Origin of the sequence: Duganella alba, assembly GCF_009674495.1 — a bacterium.
GTDB lineage: Bacteria > Pseudomonadota > Gammaproteobacteria > Burkholderiales > Burkholderiaceae_D > Rugamonas > Rugamonas alba.
The window spans coordinates 55,036-73,040 of sequence record NZ_WKJN01000027.1; the positions used below are offsets into that span (position 1 = coordinate 55,036).

Consider the following 18,005-nt stretch of genomic DNA (forward strand, 5'->3'; position numbering starts at 1 on the left):
TTAGGCCTTTTCGATTAACTTCGTATCATCCGACGAGCCGAACAGGAACGAGATCGGCCCTTGCCGGAACCGGCGGCCCAGCGCTTTCGTCAACTGCCAGCCGTGCTTGAAGCGCACCTGGCGCGAGCGCAATGCGACCCACAGGGCCAGCCCGAAGCTGACCAGCAGATTGACTGTCCCAATGGAAAGAAAACCTGCCACAGAAGTCACAACCAGTTCCCAGCTGACATTGTGATCGAGTCCAACAATTGCTGTCGCAAAGTTGGCGGACGAGAACGTCACATGGCGGATATCCAGTGGAATGCCCAGCACGAAGCCGATGAATGGCATCACGCCCAGCAGGATGCCGAAGAAGAAATTCCCCATCAGCCCGCCGAGATTGTTCTCCATGTACACGCCCAGCCGGTCCAGCCGTTCCTGGCCCAGCAGCCAGCGCAGGCCGCGCAGTTGTGCAATACGCTGCGCCCAGCGCGTGTACAGCGCCTTGTTGTCGTAGTAGCCCGAGATCAGGCCGGCGACGAACAGGCAGACGCCGGCGATCGCCGCGTAGATCAAGGTCGGCGCGTGGATCGGATCGATGTCGGCCAGCAGGTGCATGGCCTTGTCCGGCGACACCAGGTGATGGCCGGTCAGGTGCGGCCACGCCATGGCGATCAGCCACGCGGTCGGGATCGCCACCGCCAGGTTGCCCAGCACCGCCATGTTCTGCGTGCGGATCACCTTGTTGCACAGCTCGGCCATGCTGTCGATGTCGATGTTGCGGCCATCCTTCGACTGCAGGCCGGAGGCGATGCGCGAGGCGGTCATGGCCGGCTGCTTGGTCGCCACCGTGAAGTGCAGCAGGTGGATGAACATGAAGCCGATCGAGTAGTTCATGCTGAACAGGAAGGCTTCCACCAGCGGCGCGGCGCGCAGGTAGGACATCAGGATCTTGAACAGCGCCATGAAACCGATCACCAGCCCGGCGCCGGCCGCCTGCACGAACATGCCGCCCAGCTCGCGGCGCGTGTCGGCCACGTAGTGCTCGCCGGTGTGGCTGGCGTTTTCGGTGACGTTGCGCGCCAGCAGGTTGATGTTGTCGCGCAGCAGATCGCGCACCATGTATTTGTTGTTGTGCGCGGCGATCAGTTCCAGCGCCAGCGCGATGGCGGCGTGGCGGCGCGCGCTGTCGTGCTCCTCGCCGGGCAGGTGCACGTCGACCAGGAACAGCAGCTTGCGCATGCGGTCCAGGCTCTGCGTCAGCGACACCAGCAAATAGGTGAGGGCGATGCTGGTGCCCTGGCTCAATGCCTTTTTGCGGATCTTGCCGATCACGGTTTCGCACTGGTCCAGCATCACCAGCAGGTGGCGCGCATCGTCGATGTCGACTTCGGCGCCGGCCAGCTTGCGGTGGTAGGCGTCCAGGTAGGCGTTGACCTCGAAGTTCTGCACCATGAAGGGCGATTCGTAGGTCTCCATTTCGGTATGGAAGTTGGTCAGGCGCGGCTCCAGGCCGATGGCGCAGACGCGATAGGACAGCGTGCGGATCGCGTCCAGCAGGCCTGGCAGCATGATATTGCCGCCGCGCTGGACGTCGGCGCGCTGTTCGGCATGCAGTACCACATCCAGCAGCGCCAGCCAGTCCTCGTGCGGCACGGCCGCCATCCAGATGTAGTCGGTGCGCTTGTAGGCGATCTGGTCGAGCGCCTCGCTCAGGTAATCGTTGCCCAGCGCCGGTGGCAGGATGCGGTAGGCGATGCGGCTTTTCAGTTCGCTGAAGAAGCCGTCGTTCGACAGCACGCCGATCTCGGTGTACAGGCTGGCGTGGCGGCGCGACGCCAGGATGTTGCGCGCGTAGTTGCGCAGCGCGATGGCGTGCGCCGGATTGCCCTTCAACAGCTGGCACAAGGTGCGCACGTTGCCAATCGCACGCGCACTGTCGGTGGCGCGCTTGGGGCGCAGGGTGTGAAACAGCTCGACCATCAGGCCGATGTCGTTGCTGTCTGCGTTGATACGTTCCAGAATTTCGAGCATGCAGAAAGCCTCGCTAAGCAAAAACGCAGTATAACCGCTGACCTCCGCACGGTATGTACGCCAGCGAACATAGGTTTCTGCTGCGAAATTGTGCAAGTGCGTGGTCATGCGCACAGAGGGCGGCTGCATCGGTGGCTACACTGTTCATAACAGCTCACCGATTTTGCGAACCACCATGAAACCCGTCCTCGTCACCCTGGCACTGCTTGCACCGCTCAGCGCACTCGCGCAGACCGAAGTGTATGGCGTGCTCGATGCCGGCGTGGTGGCGGAACGTGGTTGCAGCGGCGACTGCGCCAAGACCAAGCTCGACAGCGGGGTCTCGACCGGTTCGCGCATCGGCATCCGCGGCAAGGAAGACCTGGGCAACGGCACCTCGGCCATCTACACGGTCGAGGCCGGTATCCTCAACGATACCGGTGCTTCCGACCAGAACGGCCGTCTGTTCGGCCGCCAGGCCTTTGTCGGGCTGGATGGTCCGCTGGGCGTGGTGACGCTGGGCCGCCAGTACAACCTGGTCTATGAAGCCCTGACCGATGTGGCCGATCCTTTCCACGGCGGCATGGCCGGCAGCGCGGCCAACCTGGTCGGCTACACCACCAAGCGCTACGACAACACCATCAAGTACAAGTCGCCGCGCTCGCGGGGCGGCTTTGTCGGCTCGGCGATCTACAGCTTTGGCGAGTCGCCGTATAACAGCAAGGTCAACCGCGCTTATGGCGCCACGATCGGCTACGAGAACGGTCCCGCCAACATCAGCATCACGCACCAGCGCAAGGAAAACCTGCTGGACGCCACCGGCACCACGCCGCCGGTCGACCAGTCGGCCAGCAACTCGCTGGTGGCGGCCAACTTCGACTTCGGCCGCTTCGTCGGCTACGCGGCGTATGGCCACAGCAAGGGCGACGGCAGCTCGCAGTGGGACGAAACCAATCCCTACGGCGCGGTGGCGCAGCGCGATTTTTCCACCAACAGCCGCGACGTGCTGCTGGGCGTCGCGGTGCCGGTGGGCGCGATGAGCTTCCTCGCTTCCTACATCCACAAGGATGACCGCAGCCTGGCCGACCGCGACGCCAACCAGATCGCCGTCGGCGCCAGCTACGCCTTCTTCAAGCGTACCAATGTGTACGCGTCGTTCGCCAAAATCCAGAACCGCAACGGCGCCGGCTACACGGTCGGCAACGCCAGCAACCGTGGCAGCGGCGACCGCGCCATCAACCTGGGTCTCAGGCACTCCTTCTAAACATGCTACATTGCTGGTTTTGACCAGGAAGCAGCATGTACCTCACTTACTTCAACGGCGCTTGGGCCGAAGGCAATGCGCCATTGTTTGGCGCCATGGACCACAGCGTCTGGCTCGGCTCGTCGGTATTCGACGGCGCCCGCTCGCTCAGCGGTCACATGCCCGACCTGCGCCTGCACCTGCAGCGCGTGATCACCTCGTCCGAACGCGTCGGCCTGACTTGCCCGTTGAGCGTGGATGAGATGGAAAAGCTGGTGCGCGAAGGCGTGGCCAGGTTTCCGGCCGATGCCGAGCTGTATATTCGCCCGCTGGTGTTCGGCACCGACGGCCTGCTGATTCCGGTGCCGGAAAAAAGCGCGTTTGCGCTGACCCTGTTCGATGCGCCGATGCCGCCGTTCACCGGCTTCTCGGCCTGCCTGTCGGTGCTGCGCCGTCCGGACGCGCTGATGGCGCCGACCGACGCCAAGGCCTCCTCGCTGTACGCCAACACCTCCAAGGCGCTGCGCGAAGCCAAGGAACGCGGCTACGACAACGCCGTGGTGTGCGACAGCGCCGGCAACGTGGCCGAGTTCGCTTCGGCCAATCTGTTCTTCGTCACGCCGGCAGGCCAGGTGGTGACGCCGGTGCCGAATGGTACTTTCCTGTCCGGCATCACCCGCGCGCGCGTGATCGCGCTGCTGGCGAAAGAGGGCGTCAAGGTCGAGGAACGCAGCGTGCGTCCGGAAGAGCTGGAAAGCGCCGTTGAAATCTTCAACACCGGTAACTACGGCAAGGTCACGCCGTGCGTGCGCTACGAAGGCCGCACCTTGCCGGTCGGTCCGATCGCCACGCTGGCGCGCGACCGTTACATGGCGTTCTCCGACAGCCAGTAAGCTTAAGGGCGGGCCGGGCAGGTGGCGGACAGCCAGCGCCCGGTCGATTCCACCGTGGCGTTTTGCGGGCCGGCGCCGGTGTTGTTGGTCACCTGCATGGTGGCCGTATAACCGTCCTCGCCCAGGAAGCGCACCTGTCCGGTGCCGCTGGATGCCGGATCGGTGCAGCTGAACGAGACGTTCAGTCCGCCCGGCACCGGCGTCTGGGTCGAGCGGCACTTGCCTTGCTGGCTTAGCGGCAGCTCCTTGCGCGCCGCCATTTCCGGCGTGACGCAGGCGCGCATCGTCAGCGCGCCATCGCTGGTGGCCTGCGGCAGCGAGACGCCGTTCTGCGCCATCATCGCCTGCACCTGCGCGCGCTGCTCCGGCGGCAGCGCCGCCAGCTGCGACAGGCCGGCGCTGACCGCCTGGTCGGTTTGCGCATTCCCCGTCATGATCTTGTTATTCAATTCCCACAAACCCGGCTTGACGGTTTGCGCGTGCGTTTGCGCCGCAGCCAGCAGGGCCAGTGTCGTCAACAGTGCTTTCATCAGTCGCTCCTTTGGAAATGAAAACGGCGCCCAAGGCGCCGTTTGAACCACTGCGGAGAAGGCTACACGCCGCGTCCGCTAATCAGGCGCAGCAGCACCATGATGATGGCGACTACCAGCAGGATATGGATGAAACCGCCGATGGTGTACGAAGTAACCAGACCAAGCAGCCACAGGATAAGCAGAACTACAGCGATGGTATAAAGCATGATGATCTCCTCGGGTTGTGTTGAATCTATTATCAACAATCCCTGCCTGGGCTTCTGTACGATGCCGTACTTAAATCCTTAGTCCATCGAACGCAGCTGGCCCTTGACGATGCGTACCGAGTCGCCCGAGCGCCATTGCGGCTGCGCCGACGAGTGGATGGTGCGCTTGCTGCCGTTATCCATGCGCACCACGACATCCCAGCTGTGGGTGGTCTTCATATTGCCTTCGATCTGGTTGCCGGCCACCGCGCCGCCGACCGCGCCCGCCACCGTGGCGATCTGACGGCCGTGGCCGCTGCCGACCTGGTTGCCCAGCAGGCCGCCCAGGATGGCGCCGCCGGCCGCGCCGACGCCGCTGCCTTGTGGGCGATGTTCGATCGTGCGCACCGATTCCACCACGCCGCAGTTGCTGCATGGAGCGCTGCGCGCTTCCTGTTCAGGCGCCTGGCCCTGGCCTTGCGACACGCCAGGGGCCACGGTCGAGGCGCCGGCCGGCGGCGCGTCGTTGTAGGCCATCGGTTGCGATGCTGCCGGCGCTGGCGGCAGGCCGCTTACCGCGGCCGGTACGCTGGCATTCGAGGTTGGCAACCAGCCCAGGATCGCTGCGCTGCCGACGCCGCAAAACAGCACCACCGCAACAGCGGCGATGACCATGACCGGGTGGGTGCCAGATTTAGTTTGGGTGTCCATGTGTGTGTCCTTTGTTATTAGGTGAGGTAATGCACTGCAACCCACATTTTCCCTGAGTACATCTATTGCTTCCGTGCGTCACCGTACATACAGAGCAAATCATTGCCCTTAATCTGATCCCATGCATACCTCTATCTCAACCACTCCCGACGAAGACCGGGCGCTGCCGCGACTGGCCAATAACCGCCTGCTCGCCAGCCTGCCGGACGACGATCAACGCCAGCTCGCCGCCAGGTGCGAAACGGTGCGGGTGGACAACGGCCAGGTGCTGTCGGAGCCGGGACAGGAAGTACGCCATCTGTATTTCCCCATCGATTGCCTGGTGTCGCTGCTGGGCGTGGCCGAAGGCCGCATGACGCTGGAAGTCGGCTCCATCGGTCGCGAAGGCATGCTGGGCGCCTCGGTGGTGCTCGGACATGAGATGGCGCAGGTGCGCGCCGTGGTCCAGCGTTCCGGCCGCGCCTACCGCATCGCCACCGCCGACTTCATCACCGAGTTCTACCGCATGGAATCGTTGCAGCGCCTGCTGTACCGCTATACCGACACCGTGCTGGCGCAAACCATCCAGATCGCCGTGTGCAGCCGCTTCCACGTGCTGGAGGCACGGCTGGCCCGTTCGCTGCTGATCACGCGCGACCGCCTGCAGTCGGAAAAATTCCACCTGACCCATGAATTCCTGGCGCATGCGCTGGGCGTGCGCCGGGTCGGCGTCACCAAGGCCGCCAGTGCGCTGCAGAACCAGCGCCTGATCACCTACAGCCGTGGCAATATCGAGATCCTCGATTCGGCCGGCCTGGAATCGGTCTCCTGCCACTGCTACGAAATGTTCAAGGACAAATAAAAAAACGGACCCGAGGGTCCGTTTGCTTTATGAAGCGCCGCGATTAACGCGGTGGTTTTTGTACCTGGTTACCGATCACGCCGCCCACTGCCGCGCCGCCGACCGCGCCGACTGCGCTGCCGCCGGTCAGGACCGAGCCGGCCACTGCGCCAACGCCTGCGCCAACGGCGGTGTTACGGTCTTGATTCGACATACCTGCGCATGCGCTCAGGCCCAGGGTCGCGGCCAGTACGGCGGCGGTTGCTGCAATTCGCTTGACGTTGTTCATGATGTTCTCCTCAGGCAGGTTAGGCGCGGTATTGCGCCTTCACCGATGCCTCCAGAGTACGAAACTTGCGCAATCGCTTCCGTTCGTCAGCACACACAGACGGGAATCAGTGTTGGGGCTTGCCGGCCTGGGCGATCAACGCCTGGCAGCCGGCCGTCTCGCCCGAGCTGGTGCTGACTAGCGGCACGATGGCCGCCACCGGCGCCACCACCGCCAGCGCCAGGGCGCTGCCGGCGCGCAGGGCCAGCGAACCTTTGTCGATGCTGATGTCCGGCTGCTTGAAGGTGCCGCGCACATAAATCGGCGCACGCAATGAAATCACCCGCACCGACTTGGCGTCCGGCTTCAATGTCAGGTCCAGCTTCTCGTTGCCGAGATTGACGGTGCCGTGGACGTCGATGCGCGCTTCCGAGGTGTCCGCCACGAACAGGCGCGAGTTCATCACGCCGTTGCTGACCGCGAAATCCGTCACCATGCAATTGAGCTTGACCTGCTTGTCGCCGACCAGCTTGGTCAGCGCCACGCTGCCGAGGTTCAGGCCCATGGCTTCCAGCAGCAGCTTGCTGACGCTGCCTTCGTTGACCACGCCTTTGAATTCGCCGTTGGAGGCGCCCAGCAGGCTGGCCACCGAGTTGCCGGTGGCCGTCAGCGCGACGTCGGCGTTGATTTCGCCGACGGTGGCCTGCATGCCTTCGATGGACGGGAACAACTGCTTGAGTTGCAGATGCGCCGCCTTGGCCTTCAGATCGGCGCGGATGGCGTGGGCGTTGACCTTGCCGCTGCCGTCCAGCACGATGTTGGAAGTGAAGCGGCCGCCGGCGATGTCGAAGTTCATCGGCTTCAGCGCCAGCACGCCGTCCTTCAGGTGGATCTGCGTTTCCAGGTTCTGGATCGGCAAGTCCTTGTTGCGCGTGATGCGCGCGGCCTTGAAGTTGACGTCGGCGTCGATGGCGGTCCAGCGGTCGGTGCGGAAGTTCTCCACCGGCAGCACCTTGTTGCCCGGCTGGAGTTCCTCGGCGCCGCGCGCTTCCTTGCTGGCGTTGGAATCGGCGCCGATCAGCGGGCCCAGGTCGGACACCTGCAGCAGCTTGGACTGGATGTTGCCGCTTAAGACAGAGCGCGGCGCGCCGGTCTTGAAGTCGAGCTTGCCGGCGATGTCGCTGGCGCCGACCTTGCCGGTGAACTGGTCGTAGATCCAGTGGCTGGCGTTGGCGCCGAGGTTGCCGGTGAGGTGGCCCTCGGTGACGAACGGCGGCGTTTCCGGCAGCAGCACGCCGGTCAGGCCGTACAGCCGCGCCATGCTGGGGCCGGACAGCTTGAGGCGCATGTCCAGCGCCGTCAGCGCGGCCGGCTTGGTCAGCGTGCCATCGAAGCTGATGCTGGTGCCGCCAACGTTGAGGCTGGCCGCGAGCGGGAAGGGCGCGGTCTGCTTTTGCAGCGACAGCACGGCGCCGGCCTTGCCGCTGCCCTGGATGTCCTGGTTGTTCCATTTGCCGCTCAACTGCCAGCTGACGCCGTAGCGCGGGTCGTTGATGGTGTCGACCTGGGCGCTGGCGTCGACGTGCGTCATCGCATCGATGTAGCGCACCGTGCCTTTGGTGAAGACCACGCGCTGCACGTCCAGTGACCACACCGATTCCTTGTCCTCGCGCTTGAAGGTCCAGTTGTTCTTGCCGTCCGCTTCGCGTTGCAGCAGCAGTTTCGGATTGTCGAAGCGCAGTTCGGGAATTTCGATGCGCTGGCGCAGCAGCGGCAGCAGCTCGACGGCGAAGGCGAACTGGCCGACGCTGGCCAGCTCGTCCGGCGCCGACATGCCGCGCGGATTGCCGACGTGGACGTCGCGCGCCACCAGGTGCGGCATCGGCAGGAACTCGCCCTCGTTGCGCCAGGCCAGCGACACCGCGCCGCGGATCTCGAACGGCCGGGCGATGGCGGCGCTGATGCGCTGGTTGAGCCAGGGACGCGCCTTGTTCCAGTCGTAGCTGGCAAGGACGGCGGCCGCAACCACCGGCACGGCAATGACGATGCCGCCAACGGCGATGGCGATTTTGGTGCGGCGTGGAAGGGAAGTGGCAGAGGGCATGGCAAACCTGATTTTTATAGTTGCCTCATTTTACACACTCAGGGTTTTTGTGCGGCACCGTACTGATGTCGTTGCGCTATCGGCTTATAAAGTCATCATCGCTTGAACAATTTGAGGAGAAAAATAATGATGACCATGAATACCCAATGGCAAGTGCTGTTTGGCGCCGTGATGCTGGCCGGCCTGGCCGGTTGCGCCAGTGACAAAACGCCGGCGACCGCCGATGTCGCGGTGTCGCGCGAAGCGGTCAGCGCCGCCACCGCCTCCGGCGCCGCCGACCTGGCGCCCGCCGAAATGCAATCGGCCCGCGAAAAACTGATGCGCGCCAACCAGGCGCTGGCCGCCAAGGATTACAAGACCGCACAGGATCTGGCGACCCAGGCCCAGGCCGACGCGCAGCTGGCCCAGAGCAAGGCCAACTCGGCCAAGGCGACCGCCGCGTCTGACGAGCTGCAACAAAATATCCGCCTGCTGCGCGAAGAAGTGGCACGCGCCAACGCTAACAACCAACAATAATTAACGGAGAGCCCATCATGAAAAAACTGATTTTGTTGCCTGCCGCTTTTGCCGTGTCGATGATGTTTGCCGCTTGCAGCAGCACGCCGACCACCACCAGCCAGCTGGACCAGGCCCGTGGCGACTTCGTTGCCGCGCAAAGCAATCCATCGGTGGCCGCCAACGCGCCGCTGGAATTCAAGGCCGCCTCCGATGCGCTGGACCGCGCCAACGCGGCCGCCGCCAAGCGCGAGAGCCTGGACGAGATCGACAAGCTGGCCTATATCGCCAAGCAGAAGATCGCCACCGCCCAGGAAGCCGCCAAGGCCAAGCAAGCCGAGGCTGACGTGGCCAACGCCGCCCGCCAGCGCGACGAAATCCGCCTGCAGGCCCGCACCGCCGAAGCCAACCAGGCCCGCATGAGCGCCGACCGCGCCAAGTCGCAAGCCGAGCAGGCCAAGGCGGACGCCGACGCCGCCCGCGCCCAGGCTGATGCCGCCGCCAGTTCGGCGCGCGAGGAATCGGCCAAGAACGCCGCGCTGCAACAGCAGCTGGCCGACCTGCAAGCCAAACAGACCGACCGCGGCATCGTGATCACCCTGAACGACGTGCTGTTCAATGTCGACCGCGCCGAACTGAGCGCCGAAGGCATGCGCACCGCGCAGAAAATGGCCGACGTGCTGCTGCAGGAACCGCAAAGCGTGGTGCTGGTGGAAGGTTTCACCGACAGCACCGGCACCTCGTCGCACAACCTGGACCTGTCGCAACGCCGCGCCGAATCGGTGCGTAACGCGCTGATCGGCCTGGGCGTCCCAAGCGGCAAGATCGCCACCCGTGGCTACGGCGAAGCGTATCCGGTCGCCAGCAACAGCGACGCCGGCAGCCGCCAACTGAACCGCCGCGTGGAGATCGTGCTGTCGCAAAACGGCGCCCCGATCGCCAACCGCCGCTAATTCACCTCTTACTTAGGAAGGAAAGACTCATGGCTGAATCCAATCCCACCCATCCGGCAGGCATCGATACCGAAGCGATCCGCGCAGCCGCCCGCAATCTTGACGACGGCGCGGTCACCTCGGGTTACAAGGGCGATCGCGAGGCGGTCATCAAGATGCTGAACGACGCGCTGGCCACCGAGCTGGTCTGCATCAACCGCTACAAGCGGCACTACTACACGGTCAGCGGGCGCGAGAACGCCGCCATCAAGGCGGAGTTCCTCGAACATGCCAACGAAGAGCAGGAACACGCGGATTGGCTGGCCGAACGCATCGTCCAGCTGAATGGCGATCCTGATTTCAATCCGGCAACGTTGCTTGACCGCAGCCATGCCGAGTATGATGCGTCAGAGGACGTGCAGTCGATGGTGCGCGCCAACCTGATCGCCGAACGCGTGGCGATCGAGGCCTACCGTCAGATGATCGAGCAAATCGGCGACACCGATCCGACGACTCGCCATCTCTTGATCAAGATCATGGCGGTCGAAGAGGAGCACGCTGACGATATGCGTGACATGATGACCGAGCACGGTTAACCATACGGTCCGACCCGATTTGCTGTAAAGTTTTCACACCGACAACCAAAACAGGAGCTTTATCATGCTGGAACAAAACATCAGTACCGTGAATAACGACGTGAAAACTCTGGTTAAAGATGCCCAGGCATTGTTCACCGCCGCCACCGCGCTGACCGGTGAGAAAGCCGAGGAACTGCGCGGCCGCGGCATGCGCGCGCTGGACACCGCCCTGGCCAAGGCCCACGAAGCCCAGGTCAGCGCGGTCGCCGCGACCAAGGAAGCCGCCAAGCACGCCGATGAATACGTCAAGGAAAACCCATGGCGTTCGATCGCAGCAGCTGCCAGCATCGGCCTGCTGATCGGTGTCATCATCGGCCGCAAGTAAGCTACCGTGGCGCACGACGAAGACAATCGTCCGCCGGGCCTGATCGCGTCGCTGGGTCTGGTGACCCGCAACGCGATCGGCCTGCTGTTGAACCGGCTGGAACTGGCGGCGCTGGAACTGGCGCAGGTCCGCAACCATCTGCTGCAACTGGTGCTGGTGTTCGCGCTGGCCGTGCTGCTGGGCGGCTTTGCGCTGATCTATGCCTCGGTCACCATCGTGTACCTGGCGTGGGCCGCCATCGGCTGGGTGATCCTGCCGATCATCACCGTGGTGTTCCTGCTGGTCGCCATCGGCCTGATTCTGTACGCGCGCGGACTGCTGCGGAGCGGCAAGCTGTCGTTGCCGGCCACCATGGCGGAACTGAAGTCCGACCGCGACATGCTGTTGTAAGGAGAGGCCGTGAGCAAGCTTGAAGACGAGGCCGCCCTGGCGGCCGAGAAGCAAAAAATCATCCGCGAAGGCGAGCTGTACCGCATCAAGCTGGTGCACTCGAAAGCGCTGGTCGGCCAGGCCTTGCAGCCGGACGCCCTGATGCACGGCGCCATCGACCATGCGGTCGGTCTGGCGCAGGCGCGCCTGGGCGGGCTGCTGCACGGCGGCGCCTCGGGCGGGTTCAGCTTCAGTTCGCTGAAGTCCCTGAAGTCGCTGGCGCCGTATGCGCTGACGGTCGGTTCGTTCATCGCCCGCCGCAAGCTGATCAAGCCGGCGCTGGCGCTGGCCACCGTGGCCGGCATCGGCGTCGCCTGGCTGATGCGGCGCAAAACCTCCACGCAGTACGAACAGCCTTGAGCGCCGCTCCCCATCCGCTGAATCCCGCAGGCTTGCGCATCGTGCTGGTCCTGCAGGGAGGCGGCGCGTTGGGAGCGTATCAGGCCGGCGTGTTCCAGGCGCTGCATGAACACCAGCTGGCGCCGGACTGGATCGTCGGCACCTCCATCGGCGCCATCAATGCCGGCATCCTGGCCGGCAATCCCCATGAAACCCGCCTGAGCCGGCTGCGCCAGTTCTGGCAGGGCATCGCCCATCGCGACAGTTACGACATGCGCCATGTGCCGGATGCGCAACGCCGCTCCAACATCGTGCTGCAGACCTGGGATACGCTGGTGCGCGGCGTGCCCGGCTTCTTCACGCCGCGACTTTTCAGTCCGTTTGCGGCCGGGGCGCGCGTGGACCCGGAGCAGGCCAGCTTTTACGACACCGGCGAGCTGCGCGGCACCCTCAACGAACTCATCGATTTCGACTATCTGAACGCGCCGGGCGGCATCCGCCTGACGGTCAATGCGCTGCAGGTCACCAGCGGCACGCTGCGCGGCTTCGACAACCGCGAGCAGACCATCCATGCCGACCATATCCGCGCCAGCGGCGCGTTGCCGCCGGGCTTCCCTGCGGTGCGCATCGATGGCGAGCTGTACTGGGACGGCGGCCTGTACTCCAACACCCCGCTGGAAACCGTGCTGGACGACAGCAAGCAGGTCGATACGCTGTGCTTCATGGTCGACCTGTGGAGCGCCGACGGCGAGGAGCCGGTCACGCTGGACCAGGTGCAGACGCGCCAGAAGGACGTCACCTTCGCCTCGCGCTCGCGGCGCCACCTGACCGATTACGTGGCCACCCACCAGATGCGGCAAAAGCTGCGCGAGCTGTATTCGGCGCTGCCGCCGGCAAAGCGCACGCCTGAGCAGACGCGCGAGCTGGAGGCGCTGGGCTGCGACAGCACCTTGCACGTGGTGCGCCTGCCATACGCCGGCCGCGACTGGAACATGGCCGCCAAGGACATCAATTTTTCCGAGGGATCGATCAACTGGCGCTGGGACCAGGGCTATCAGGATGCGCTGCGCGCCATCAAGGCGGCGGGCTGGCTGGGCTTTGTATCGGAGGATACGCCGCTGGTGGTGCACGAATTGCCGCCGCTGGCAGTGCCGGGCGGCGAACGGGCCGCCTGAGCGGCCCATGGCGCCTTATTTCTGCGCCACCATCTGTGGCACGCTGGCCATGTCGGCCTGGTAGATCTGCTGGGCTTCCTTGAGGCAGGCGCTGCGTTCGTTGGCCGGGCCCTTGTGGCATGCCTGCTTGGCTTCGGCCAGGGCCGCGCCGATTTCCTTGCGCAGGGTGCGCGTCTGTTCGGCGGTGGTGCGGTCGCCCTGCGACCAACGGGCCGGTTCGCCTTTGGCGATTTCCTGCCGTTGCAGCTGGGCGTTCTGTGGTGGCGTGGTATCGGTTTCCTGCGCGTGCACGGCCAGGGCCGCGCACGCCATCATCACGCCGGTGACGATGCGATGAACCATGATGTTCTCCTTGTTTAGAGCCTGCCGGTCAGCAGCATGATCAGCAGTATAACGACGATCAGGCCGGTGATGCCGCTGGGCGCATAGCCCCAGTTGCGGCTGTGCGGCCAGGTTGGCAGTGCGCCAATCAGCGCCAGAACCAGAATAATCAGAATGATGGTACCCATGGAATTCTCCTTGTAGTTAGAGCTTGTGGTGAGAGGTGTGGAACTGGTCCTGGCCGCTGATTAATAGCGGTACAGGCGGCCGTCGATCAGGCGCACGCGGTTGCCCACGCGCAGATCGTAGACGCTGTCCTGCTGGATGATGCGGGTATCGCCGTTGTCCATGCGGACGCTGATCTGATATTCCTCCTTGCCGGCATTGCGGTTGTTTTCCACATTGTTGCCGACCACCGCGCCGCCGACCGCACCGGCCACGGTCGCGACAGCGCGACCCGAGCCGCCGCCCACCTGGTTGCCCAGCAGGCCGCCGATCAGGCCACCGGTCACGGCGCCCACGCCGGAGCCGCCACGGGCCTGCATGATCTGGATCGAATCGATGGTGCCGTAGGTGGACGAGTCGTTGCTGATATAGCCGATCTGTTGCGGCTGCTGGTTGCTGGCGCAGCCGCTCAATACGGCAACGCCGGCAAAGAGGGCGGCGGCAAGCGTAGTTGAGCGTTTCATGTTGTTCTCCTGAAAAAGTGTGAGTCCAGAATAAACAGCGGGCGCGGCAAGGTCTGTGCGCTTACGCACGATGCAGGCCGCGCCGGACGCATCGCGGTTTTTGTACGCTAACGTACAGAGGGCTGGCGCGAAGCAGCGTTTAATGGCGACATCGGTAGCAGAGACGGCAAACAAACGTCCCGCTGGCTGACAAACTCATTGTTTTTAAATACTCCAAGGAGAATCGCCATGAAAATCGCACATAAAATCGCTACTGCCCTGTTCACCGTATCGCTGCTGGGCGCCATGACCGGCTGCGCATCGACCTCGTCCAAAGAAGGCACCGGCGAGTATGTCGACGATTCCGTGATCACCACCAAAGTCAAGGCCAGCATCTTCAACGAGCCTAGCCTGAAATCGACCGAAATCAACGTTGAAACCTTCAAAGGCACCGTGCAGCTGAGCGGCTTCGTCGCCCAGCCTGAAGACATCGCCAAGGCCGGCAGCGTGGCACGCGGCGTCAAAGGCGTCACCGCTGTGAAAAACGACCTGCACGTCAAGTAATTCCCCCGGCCGGCGCGCTCAGCCGCGCCGGCGTTTTTCACTGTGAGTCATCATGAACCAGCCTGTCGATCTTCCCCGGACTCACGCACAGGCGCTCACCGCCGATGCTGACGCTTCCGCTTCAACTCCCGCCACTCCCGCAGCACCCGCACCTTCCCGCATTCCCCTGCATGTCAACGCCCGCGGCCTCGCGCTGGGCGTGATCGCCACGGTCGCCTTCCTGTATGCCTTGCAGTGGTCGCGCAATTTCCTGGTGCCGGTTTTGCTCGGCATCCTGTTTACCTACATGCTCAGTCCGCTGGTGTGCTGGCTGGAGAAGCTGCGCATTCCGCGCATCATCGCCGCCACGCTGATCACCGCCGCCATCCTTGGCGGCTCGGTGCTGGTGATGGAAAAGCTGCAGGGCGAGTTCCAGTCCATCGTCGATGAATTGCCGACCGCCGGGCACAAGCTGTCGCGCCTGCTGAACGACCGCCTGCACAACGGCGGCCCGAGCGCACTGCAACGCATCCAGGACGTGGCGACCGAGCTGCAACAGGCCACCGCCGGCGCGCAGGAGAAGCGCGCCGCACGCCGTGCCGCCGTGGCCTCCGCGCCGGACACGCTGCCGGTGATGGACTGGATCTGGGCCGGCTCGATGGGCGTGATGGGCTTCCTGGGCCAGGCCACGATGGTGATCTTCCTGGTGTTCTTCCTGCTGATGTCGGGCGACACCTTCAAGCGTAAGCTGGTCAAGCTGACCGGGCCGTCGCTGACCAAGAAGAAAATCACCGTCCACATCCTGGAAGACATCAACAGCTCGATCCAGAAATACATGCTGATGCTGCTGGTGACCAACGGCGCCCTGTCGCTGCTGATGTGGGCCGCCTTGCGCTGGATTGGCCTGGAAAATGCCGGCGCCTGGGCCATCGTGGCCGGCCTGCTGCATTTGATGCCTTACTTCGGCCCGCTGCTGATCATGCTGGCGACCGGCATCGTGGCCTTCCTGCAGTTCGAATCCTTGCAGATGAGTTTGCTTGTGATGGGCGCCTCCTTGGCCATCGCCACGCTGATCGGCACCGTGGTGGCGACCTGGATGACCGGCCGCTTCGCCCGCATGAACGCGGCGGCGGTGTTTGTCAGTCTGCTGTTCTGGGGCTGGCTGTGGGGCGTGTGGGGCTTGCTGCTCGGCGTCCCGGTGATCGTGATCGTCAAGGTGGTCGCCGAGCGCGTGGAAGGGATGGAAGTGGTGGCCGAGCTACTGGGCGAGTGAGGTTCCGCGCAGGCTGCCCAGCTGTAAAGCATACTGCCGCGCAAACTCGGCGCCGAGGAAGAAGATCTGCGCCGAGTAGTACACCCATAGCAGCAGGGCGATCATCGAGCCGGCGGCGCCATAGCTGCTGGCCACGCCGCTGTTGCCGATATACGCACCGATCGCATATTTCCCCAGCGTGAACAAAGCCGCCGTACCGAGCGCGCCGATGGTCACGTCATGCCACGACAGTTTCACGCGCGGCAGCATCTTGAAGATCACGCCGAACAGCGCGGCGATCACGATGAAGCTGATCGCCATATTGATGACGGTGAGCGCGATGCCGGCGTCGGTCCAGTAACTGCCCCAGAATTTCTCCAGCAGCGTCAGCGCCGCGCTGACCACCAGCGACACCATCAGCAGGAAGGCCAGCACCAGCACCATGCCGAACGACAGCAGGCGCGTGCGAACCGTGTCCCACAGCGTGCCGTGGGTCAGGGGCGGGACTTGCCAGATCGCGTCGAGACTGGCCTTCAGTTCGGCAAACACGGTGGTGGCGCCGAACAGCAGCAGGCCGCTGGCGACCAGCGTGGCCAGCCGTCCTTCCTCCTTGTTCTGCGCGCCGGCCAGCACCGCCTGGATCGCTTCCGCGCCCTGGGCGCCGACCAGCCCGCGCAGCTGCGCGAACAGCTCGCCCTGGGCCGCCTGCGGGCCGTAGAACCAGCCGGCGATGGCCAGCACCAGCACCAGGATCGGCGCCAGTGAGAACAGGGTGTAAAAGGCCAACGCCGCGCCCATGCTGCTGCCGCGGTGATCGAACCATTCGAGGACGGTGCACTTCAGTACCGAGAATATATTTTTGGGCGACATAAAAAGCCGTACATGTTTGCGGCATCGGTGCAACCCGCACACCGCTGCGGCCAGGGTCTGACCCCGTACGGGGTCAGACCCTTTCGTTCGGGGTAAAAAAAAAGCCCCGCAACGTTTAGTCGCGGGGCGTTGGCTTCAATGGATTATTGTACGCGGCGTTCGATGGTGATCTGCTCCACTTCCACGCGACGGTTAGGTTCCAGGCACTTGATCAGGTCAGCGCGTTTCTTGTCGTTGCACTCAACAACAGGATTCGACTCGCCTTTGCCCACGGCGTTCAGACGGTTGGCGGCGATGCCTTTGCCGACCAGGTAGTCTTTGACCGCATTGGCGCGGCGCTCGGACAGTTTCTGGTTGTACTTGTCGCTGCCCAGACGGTCGGCGTAGCCGGTGATGACCACGTTGTCGATGCTGCTGTTGGTGTTCAGCACGTTGGCGATATCGTCCAGCTTAGGCTGGTTCGAATTCAGCTTGGCGCTGTCGAACGAGAACAGCTCGGTCGCCGACATCGTCACTTTTTCAAAGCGTGCTGGCGGTGGTGGCGGTGGTGCTGGCGGTGCTGGTGGTGGTGGCGGTGGTTCTGCCACTGGTGGTGCTGGCGGTGGTGCCGGTGGTGCCGGTGGCGCCGGGCGCGGTGGCGCGTCGAAGGCGAAGTTCAGGCCCACGGTCAGGTAGTAGTTGTTGCTCTTGCTGTTCGGGAACTCGTCGCCACGGATGAAACCGTGCTGGTCGCGCAGGTCAGCCTGGAAGGTGACGCGGTCGTTGATGTCCGCCTGGAAGCCGATACCGGCGCTCAGGTAAGGCGAGTTTTTCTTGCGCTCGATGTACAGCGGCAGGTTGGCCTTGTCGCGTTCCGCGCCGATACCGATCAGGATGAACGGACGGAAGGTTTTACGCGAGAACATGTACAGGCCGTCGACGCCCAGCGTGTCCTGCTGGTAGCGGCGGTCGCCGTCACGGGAGCGGGCATAGGTATAGCCGCCCTGGACATCCCACTTCTCGTTGATGGCTTTGCCGAATTTCAGACCGGCGCCGTAACCGCGCTTGTCCGTGGCGCCAAAGTCGGAATCCGGCTTGACGCCGTTCACGCTTGGCTGAATGTACCACGATGGATTGATGACCGCATCCTGGGCCAGGGCGGAGAACGACGCGCAGAGGGCTGCAACGGCGATGGCGATTTTCTTGGATTTATTCACAGGGTGGCTCCCGATTGTTTAAAAAATTATTTCACTGCCAGCAATGTTGTTGCATCGCTGTTGGACCGAAGAT

Annotated in this window: 23 protein-coding genes; 12 read left to right on the forward strand and 11 right to left on the reverse strand. The window is 63.8% G+C overall.

Features of this window, described 5'->3' with window-relative positions; genetic code table 11:
• Positions 1 to 2,013 carry a site-specific recombinase gene (locus GJ695_RS22500; RefSeq protein ID WP_154368723.1) on the reverse strand — a complete coding sequence of 671 codons (2,013 nt, stop codon included), beginning with the start codon at positions 2,011 to 2,013 and terminating at the stop codon, positions 1 to 3.
• Positions 2,014 to 2,188: 175 nt separating this feature from the next.
• Between GJ695_RS22500 and GJ695_RS22505 the strand changes: the two genes are divergently transcribed.
• Both GJ695_RS22505 and GJ695_RS22510 read left to right on the forward strand, forming a co-directional pair.
• Positions 2,189 to 3,256, forward strand: a complete 1,068-nt coding sequence (locus GJ695_RS22505) for a porin (RefSeq protein WP_154368725.1) — start codon at positions 2,189 to 2,191, stop codon at positions 3,254 to 3,256.
• A gap of 35 nt (positions 3,257 to 3,291) precedes the next feature.
• Positions 3,292 to 4,128 (forward strand): branched-chain amino acid aminotransferase, encoded by an 837-nt coding sequence (locus GJ695_RS22510; protein WP_154368728.1) that lies wholly within the window; start codon positions 3,292 to 3,294, stop codon positions 4,126 to 4,128.
• A gap of 2 nt (positions 4,129 to 4,130) precedes the next feature.
• Here GJ695_RS22510 and GJ695_RS22515 read toward each other — a convergent pair whose 3' ends face one another.
• From GJ695_RS22515 to GJ695_RS22525, 3 genes are all read right to left on the reverse strand, one after another.
• Positions 4,131 to 4,658, reverse strand: coding sequence for a DUF3617 domain-containing protein (locus tag GJ695_RS22515; protein WP_154368730.1), 528 nt, complete (start codon positions 4,656 to 4,658; stop codon positions 4,131 to 4,133).
• 62 nt (positions 4,659 to 4,720) lie between these two features.
• Positions 4,721 to 4,867 (reverse strand): lmo0937 family membrane protein, encoded by a 147-nt coding sequence (locus GJ695_RS22520; protein WP_008446864.1) that lies wholly within the window; start codon positions 4,865 to 4,867, stop codon positions 4,721 to 4,723.
• Between the two features lie 78 nt (positions 4,868 to 4,945).
• A complete protein-coding gene (locus GJ695_RS22525) occupies positions 4,946 to 5,557 on the reverse strand; it encodes a glycine zipper 2TM domain-containing protein (RefSeq protein ID WP_154368732.1) in 612 nt (203 codons plus the stop codon).
• 121 nt (positions 5,558 to 5,678) lie between these two features.
• Between GJ695_RS22525 and GJ695_RS22530 the strand changes: the two genes are divergently transcribed.
• On the forward strand, positions 5,679 to 6,398 hold the full coding sequence (locus GJ695_RS22530) for a Crp/Fnr family transcriptional regulator (RefSeq protein WP_154368734.1): 720 nt from the start codon (positions 5,679 to 5,681) through the stop codon (positions 6,396 to 6,398).
• Positions 6,399 to 6,441: 43 nt separating this feature from the next.
• On the opposite strand, the gene GJ695_RS22535 is transcribed toward GJ695_RS22530, so the two are convergent.
• Together GJ695_RS22535 and GJ695_RS22540 are read right to left on the reverse strand one after the other, a co-directional pair.
• The gene (locus tag GJ695_RS22535; protein WP_154368736.1) at positions 6,442 to 6,666 is read right to left on the reverse strand and encodes a YMGG-like glycine zipper-containing protein; all 225 of its coding nucleotides are present in this window, start codon (positions 6,664 to 6,666) and stop codon (positions 6,442 to 6,444) included.
• 106 nt (positions 6,667 to 6,772) lie between these two features.
• Positions 6,773 to 8,749: an AsmA family protein gene (locus GJ695_RS22540; RefSeq protein ID WP_154368738.1), complete on the reverse strand. Its 1,977-nt coding sequence runs from the start codon at positions 8,747 to 8,749 to the stop codon at positions 6,773 to 6,775.
• Between the two features lie 126 nt (positions 8,750 to 8,875).
• Between GJ695_RS22540 and GJ695_RS22545 the strand changes: the two genes are divergently transcribed.
• From GJ695_RS22545 to GJ695_RS22575, 7 genes are all read left to right on the forward strand, one after another.
• Positions 8,876 to 9,265 carry a DUF4398 domain-containing protein gene (locus tag GJ695_RS22545; RefSeq protein ID WP_154368740.1) on the forward strand — a complete coding sequence of 130 codons (390 nt, stop codon included), beginning with the start codon at positions 8,876 to 8,878 and terminating at the stop codon, positions 9,263 to 9,265.
• A gap of 17 nt (positions 9,266 to 9,282) precedes the next feature.
• Positions 9,283 to 10,197, forward strand: coding sequence for an OmpA family protein (locus GJ695_RS22550; RefSeq protein WP_154368742.1), 915 nt, complete (start codon positions 9,283 to 9,285; stop codon positions 10,195 to 10,197).
• A gap of 29 nt (positions 10,198 to 10,226) precedes the next feature.
• Positions 10,227 to 10,772, forward strand: coding sequence for a ferritin-like domain-containing protein (locus GJ695_RS22555; protein ID WP_154368744.1), 546 nt, complete (start codon positions 10,227 to 10,229; stop codon positions 10,770 to 10,772).
• Between the two features lie 64 nt (positions 10,773 to 10,836).
• The gene (locus GJ695_RS22560) at positions 10,837 to 11,139 is read left to right on the forward strand and encodes an ElaB/YgaM/YqjD family protein (protein ID WP_154368746.1); all 303 of its coding nucleotides are present in this window, start codon (positions 10,837 to 10,839) and stop codon (positions 11,137 to 11,139) included.
• Between the two features lie 6 nt (positions 11,140 to 11,145).
• Positions 11,146 to 11,529, forward strand: coding sequence for a phage holin family protein (locus GJ695_RS22565; RefSeq protein ID WP_166455159.1), 384 nt, complete (start codon positions 11,146 to 11,148; stop codon positions 11,527 to 11,529).
• A gap of 9 nt (positions 11,530 to 11,538) precedes the next feature.
• The gene (locus tag GJ695_RS22570; RefSeq protein ID WP_166455158.1) at positions 11,539 to 11,928 is read left to right on the forward strand and encodes a hypothetical protein; all 390 of its coding nucleotides are present in this window, start codon (positions 11,539 to 11,541) and stop codon (positions 11,926 to 11,928) included.
• Positions 11,925 to 13,082: a patatin-like phospholipase family protein gene (locus tag GJ695_RS22575; RefSeq protein WP_229260462.1), complete on the forward strand. Its 1,158-nt coding sequence runs from the start codon at positions 11,925 to 11,927 to the stop codon at positions 13,080 to 13,082. The genes GJ695_RS22570 and GJ695_RS22575 overlap by 4 nt, the downstream gene beginning before the upstream one ends.
• Before the next feature lie 15 nt (positions 13,083 to 13,097).
• Here GJ695_RS22575 and GJ695_RS22580 read toward each other — a convergent pair whose 3' ends face one another.
• The 3 genes from GJ695_RS22580 to GJ695_RS22590 are packed head-to-tail and all read right to left on the reverse strand — an operon-like array spanning position 13,098 to position 14,092.
• A complete protein-coding gene (locus GJ695_RS22580) occupies positions 13,098 to 13,424 on the reverse strand; it encodes a hypothetical protein (RefSeq protein ID WP_154368748.1) in 327 nt (108 codons plus the stop codon).
• 14 nt (positions 13,425 to 13,438) lie between these two features.
• Entirely contained in the window at positions 13,439 to 13,591 is a 153-nt protein-coding gene (locus GJ695_RS22585; protein ID WP_090192273.1) for a DUF3309 domain-containing protein, read from the reverse strand.
• Between the two features lie 60 nt (positions 13,592 to 13,651).
• Positions 13,652 to 14,092 carry a glycine zipper 2TM domain-containing protein gene (locus GJ695_RS22590; RefSeq protein ID WP_154368750.1) on the reverse strand — a complete coding sequence of 147 codons (441 nt, stop codon included), beginning with the start codon at positions 14,090 to 14,092 and terminating at the stop codon, positions 13,652 to 13,654.
• 228 nt (positions 14,093 to 14,320) lie between these two features.
• Here GJ695_RS22590 and GJ695_RS22595 point away from each other — a divergent pair, with 228 nt between their 5' ends.
• Complete coding sequence (locus tag GJ695_RS22595; RefSeq protein WP_154359978.1) at positions 14,321 to 14,635, forward strand: BON domain-containing protein; 315 nt, start codon at positions 14,321 to 14,323, stop codon at positions 14,633 to 14,635.
• A gap of 52 nt (positions 14,636 to 14,687) precedes the next feature.
• A complete protein-coding gene (locus GJ695_RS22600; protein WP_154368752.1) occupies positions 14,688 to 15,887 on the forward strand; it encodes an AI-2E family transporter in 1,200 nt (399 codons plus the stop codon).
• On the opposite strand, the gene GJ695_RS22605 is transcribed toward GJ695_RS22600, so the two are convergent.
• Positions 15,873 to 16,736, reverse strand: a complete 864-nt coding sequence (locus GJ695_RS22605) for a YihY/virulence factor BrkB family protein (protein WP_154368755.1) — start codon at positions 16,734 to 16,736, stop codon at positions 15,873 to 15,875. The two genes, GJ695_RS22600 and GJ695_RS22605, sit on opposite strands and share 15 nt — an antisense overlap.
• A gap of 143 nt (positions 16,737 to 16,879) precedes the next feature.
• Positions 16,880 to 17,932: an OmpA family protein gene (locus GJ695_RS22610; protein ID WP_166455157.1), complete on the reverse strand. Its 1,053-nt coding sequence runs from the start codon at positions 17,930 to 17,932 to the stop codon at positions 16,880 to 16,882.
• Positions 17,933 to 18,005: the final 73 nt, after the last annotated feature.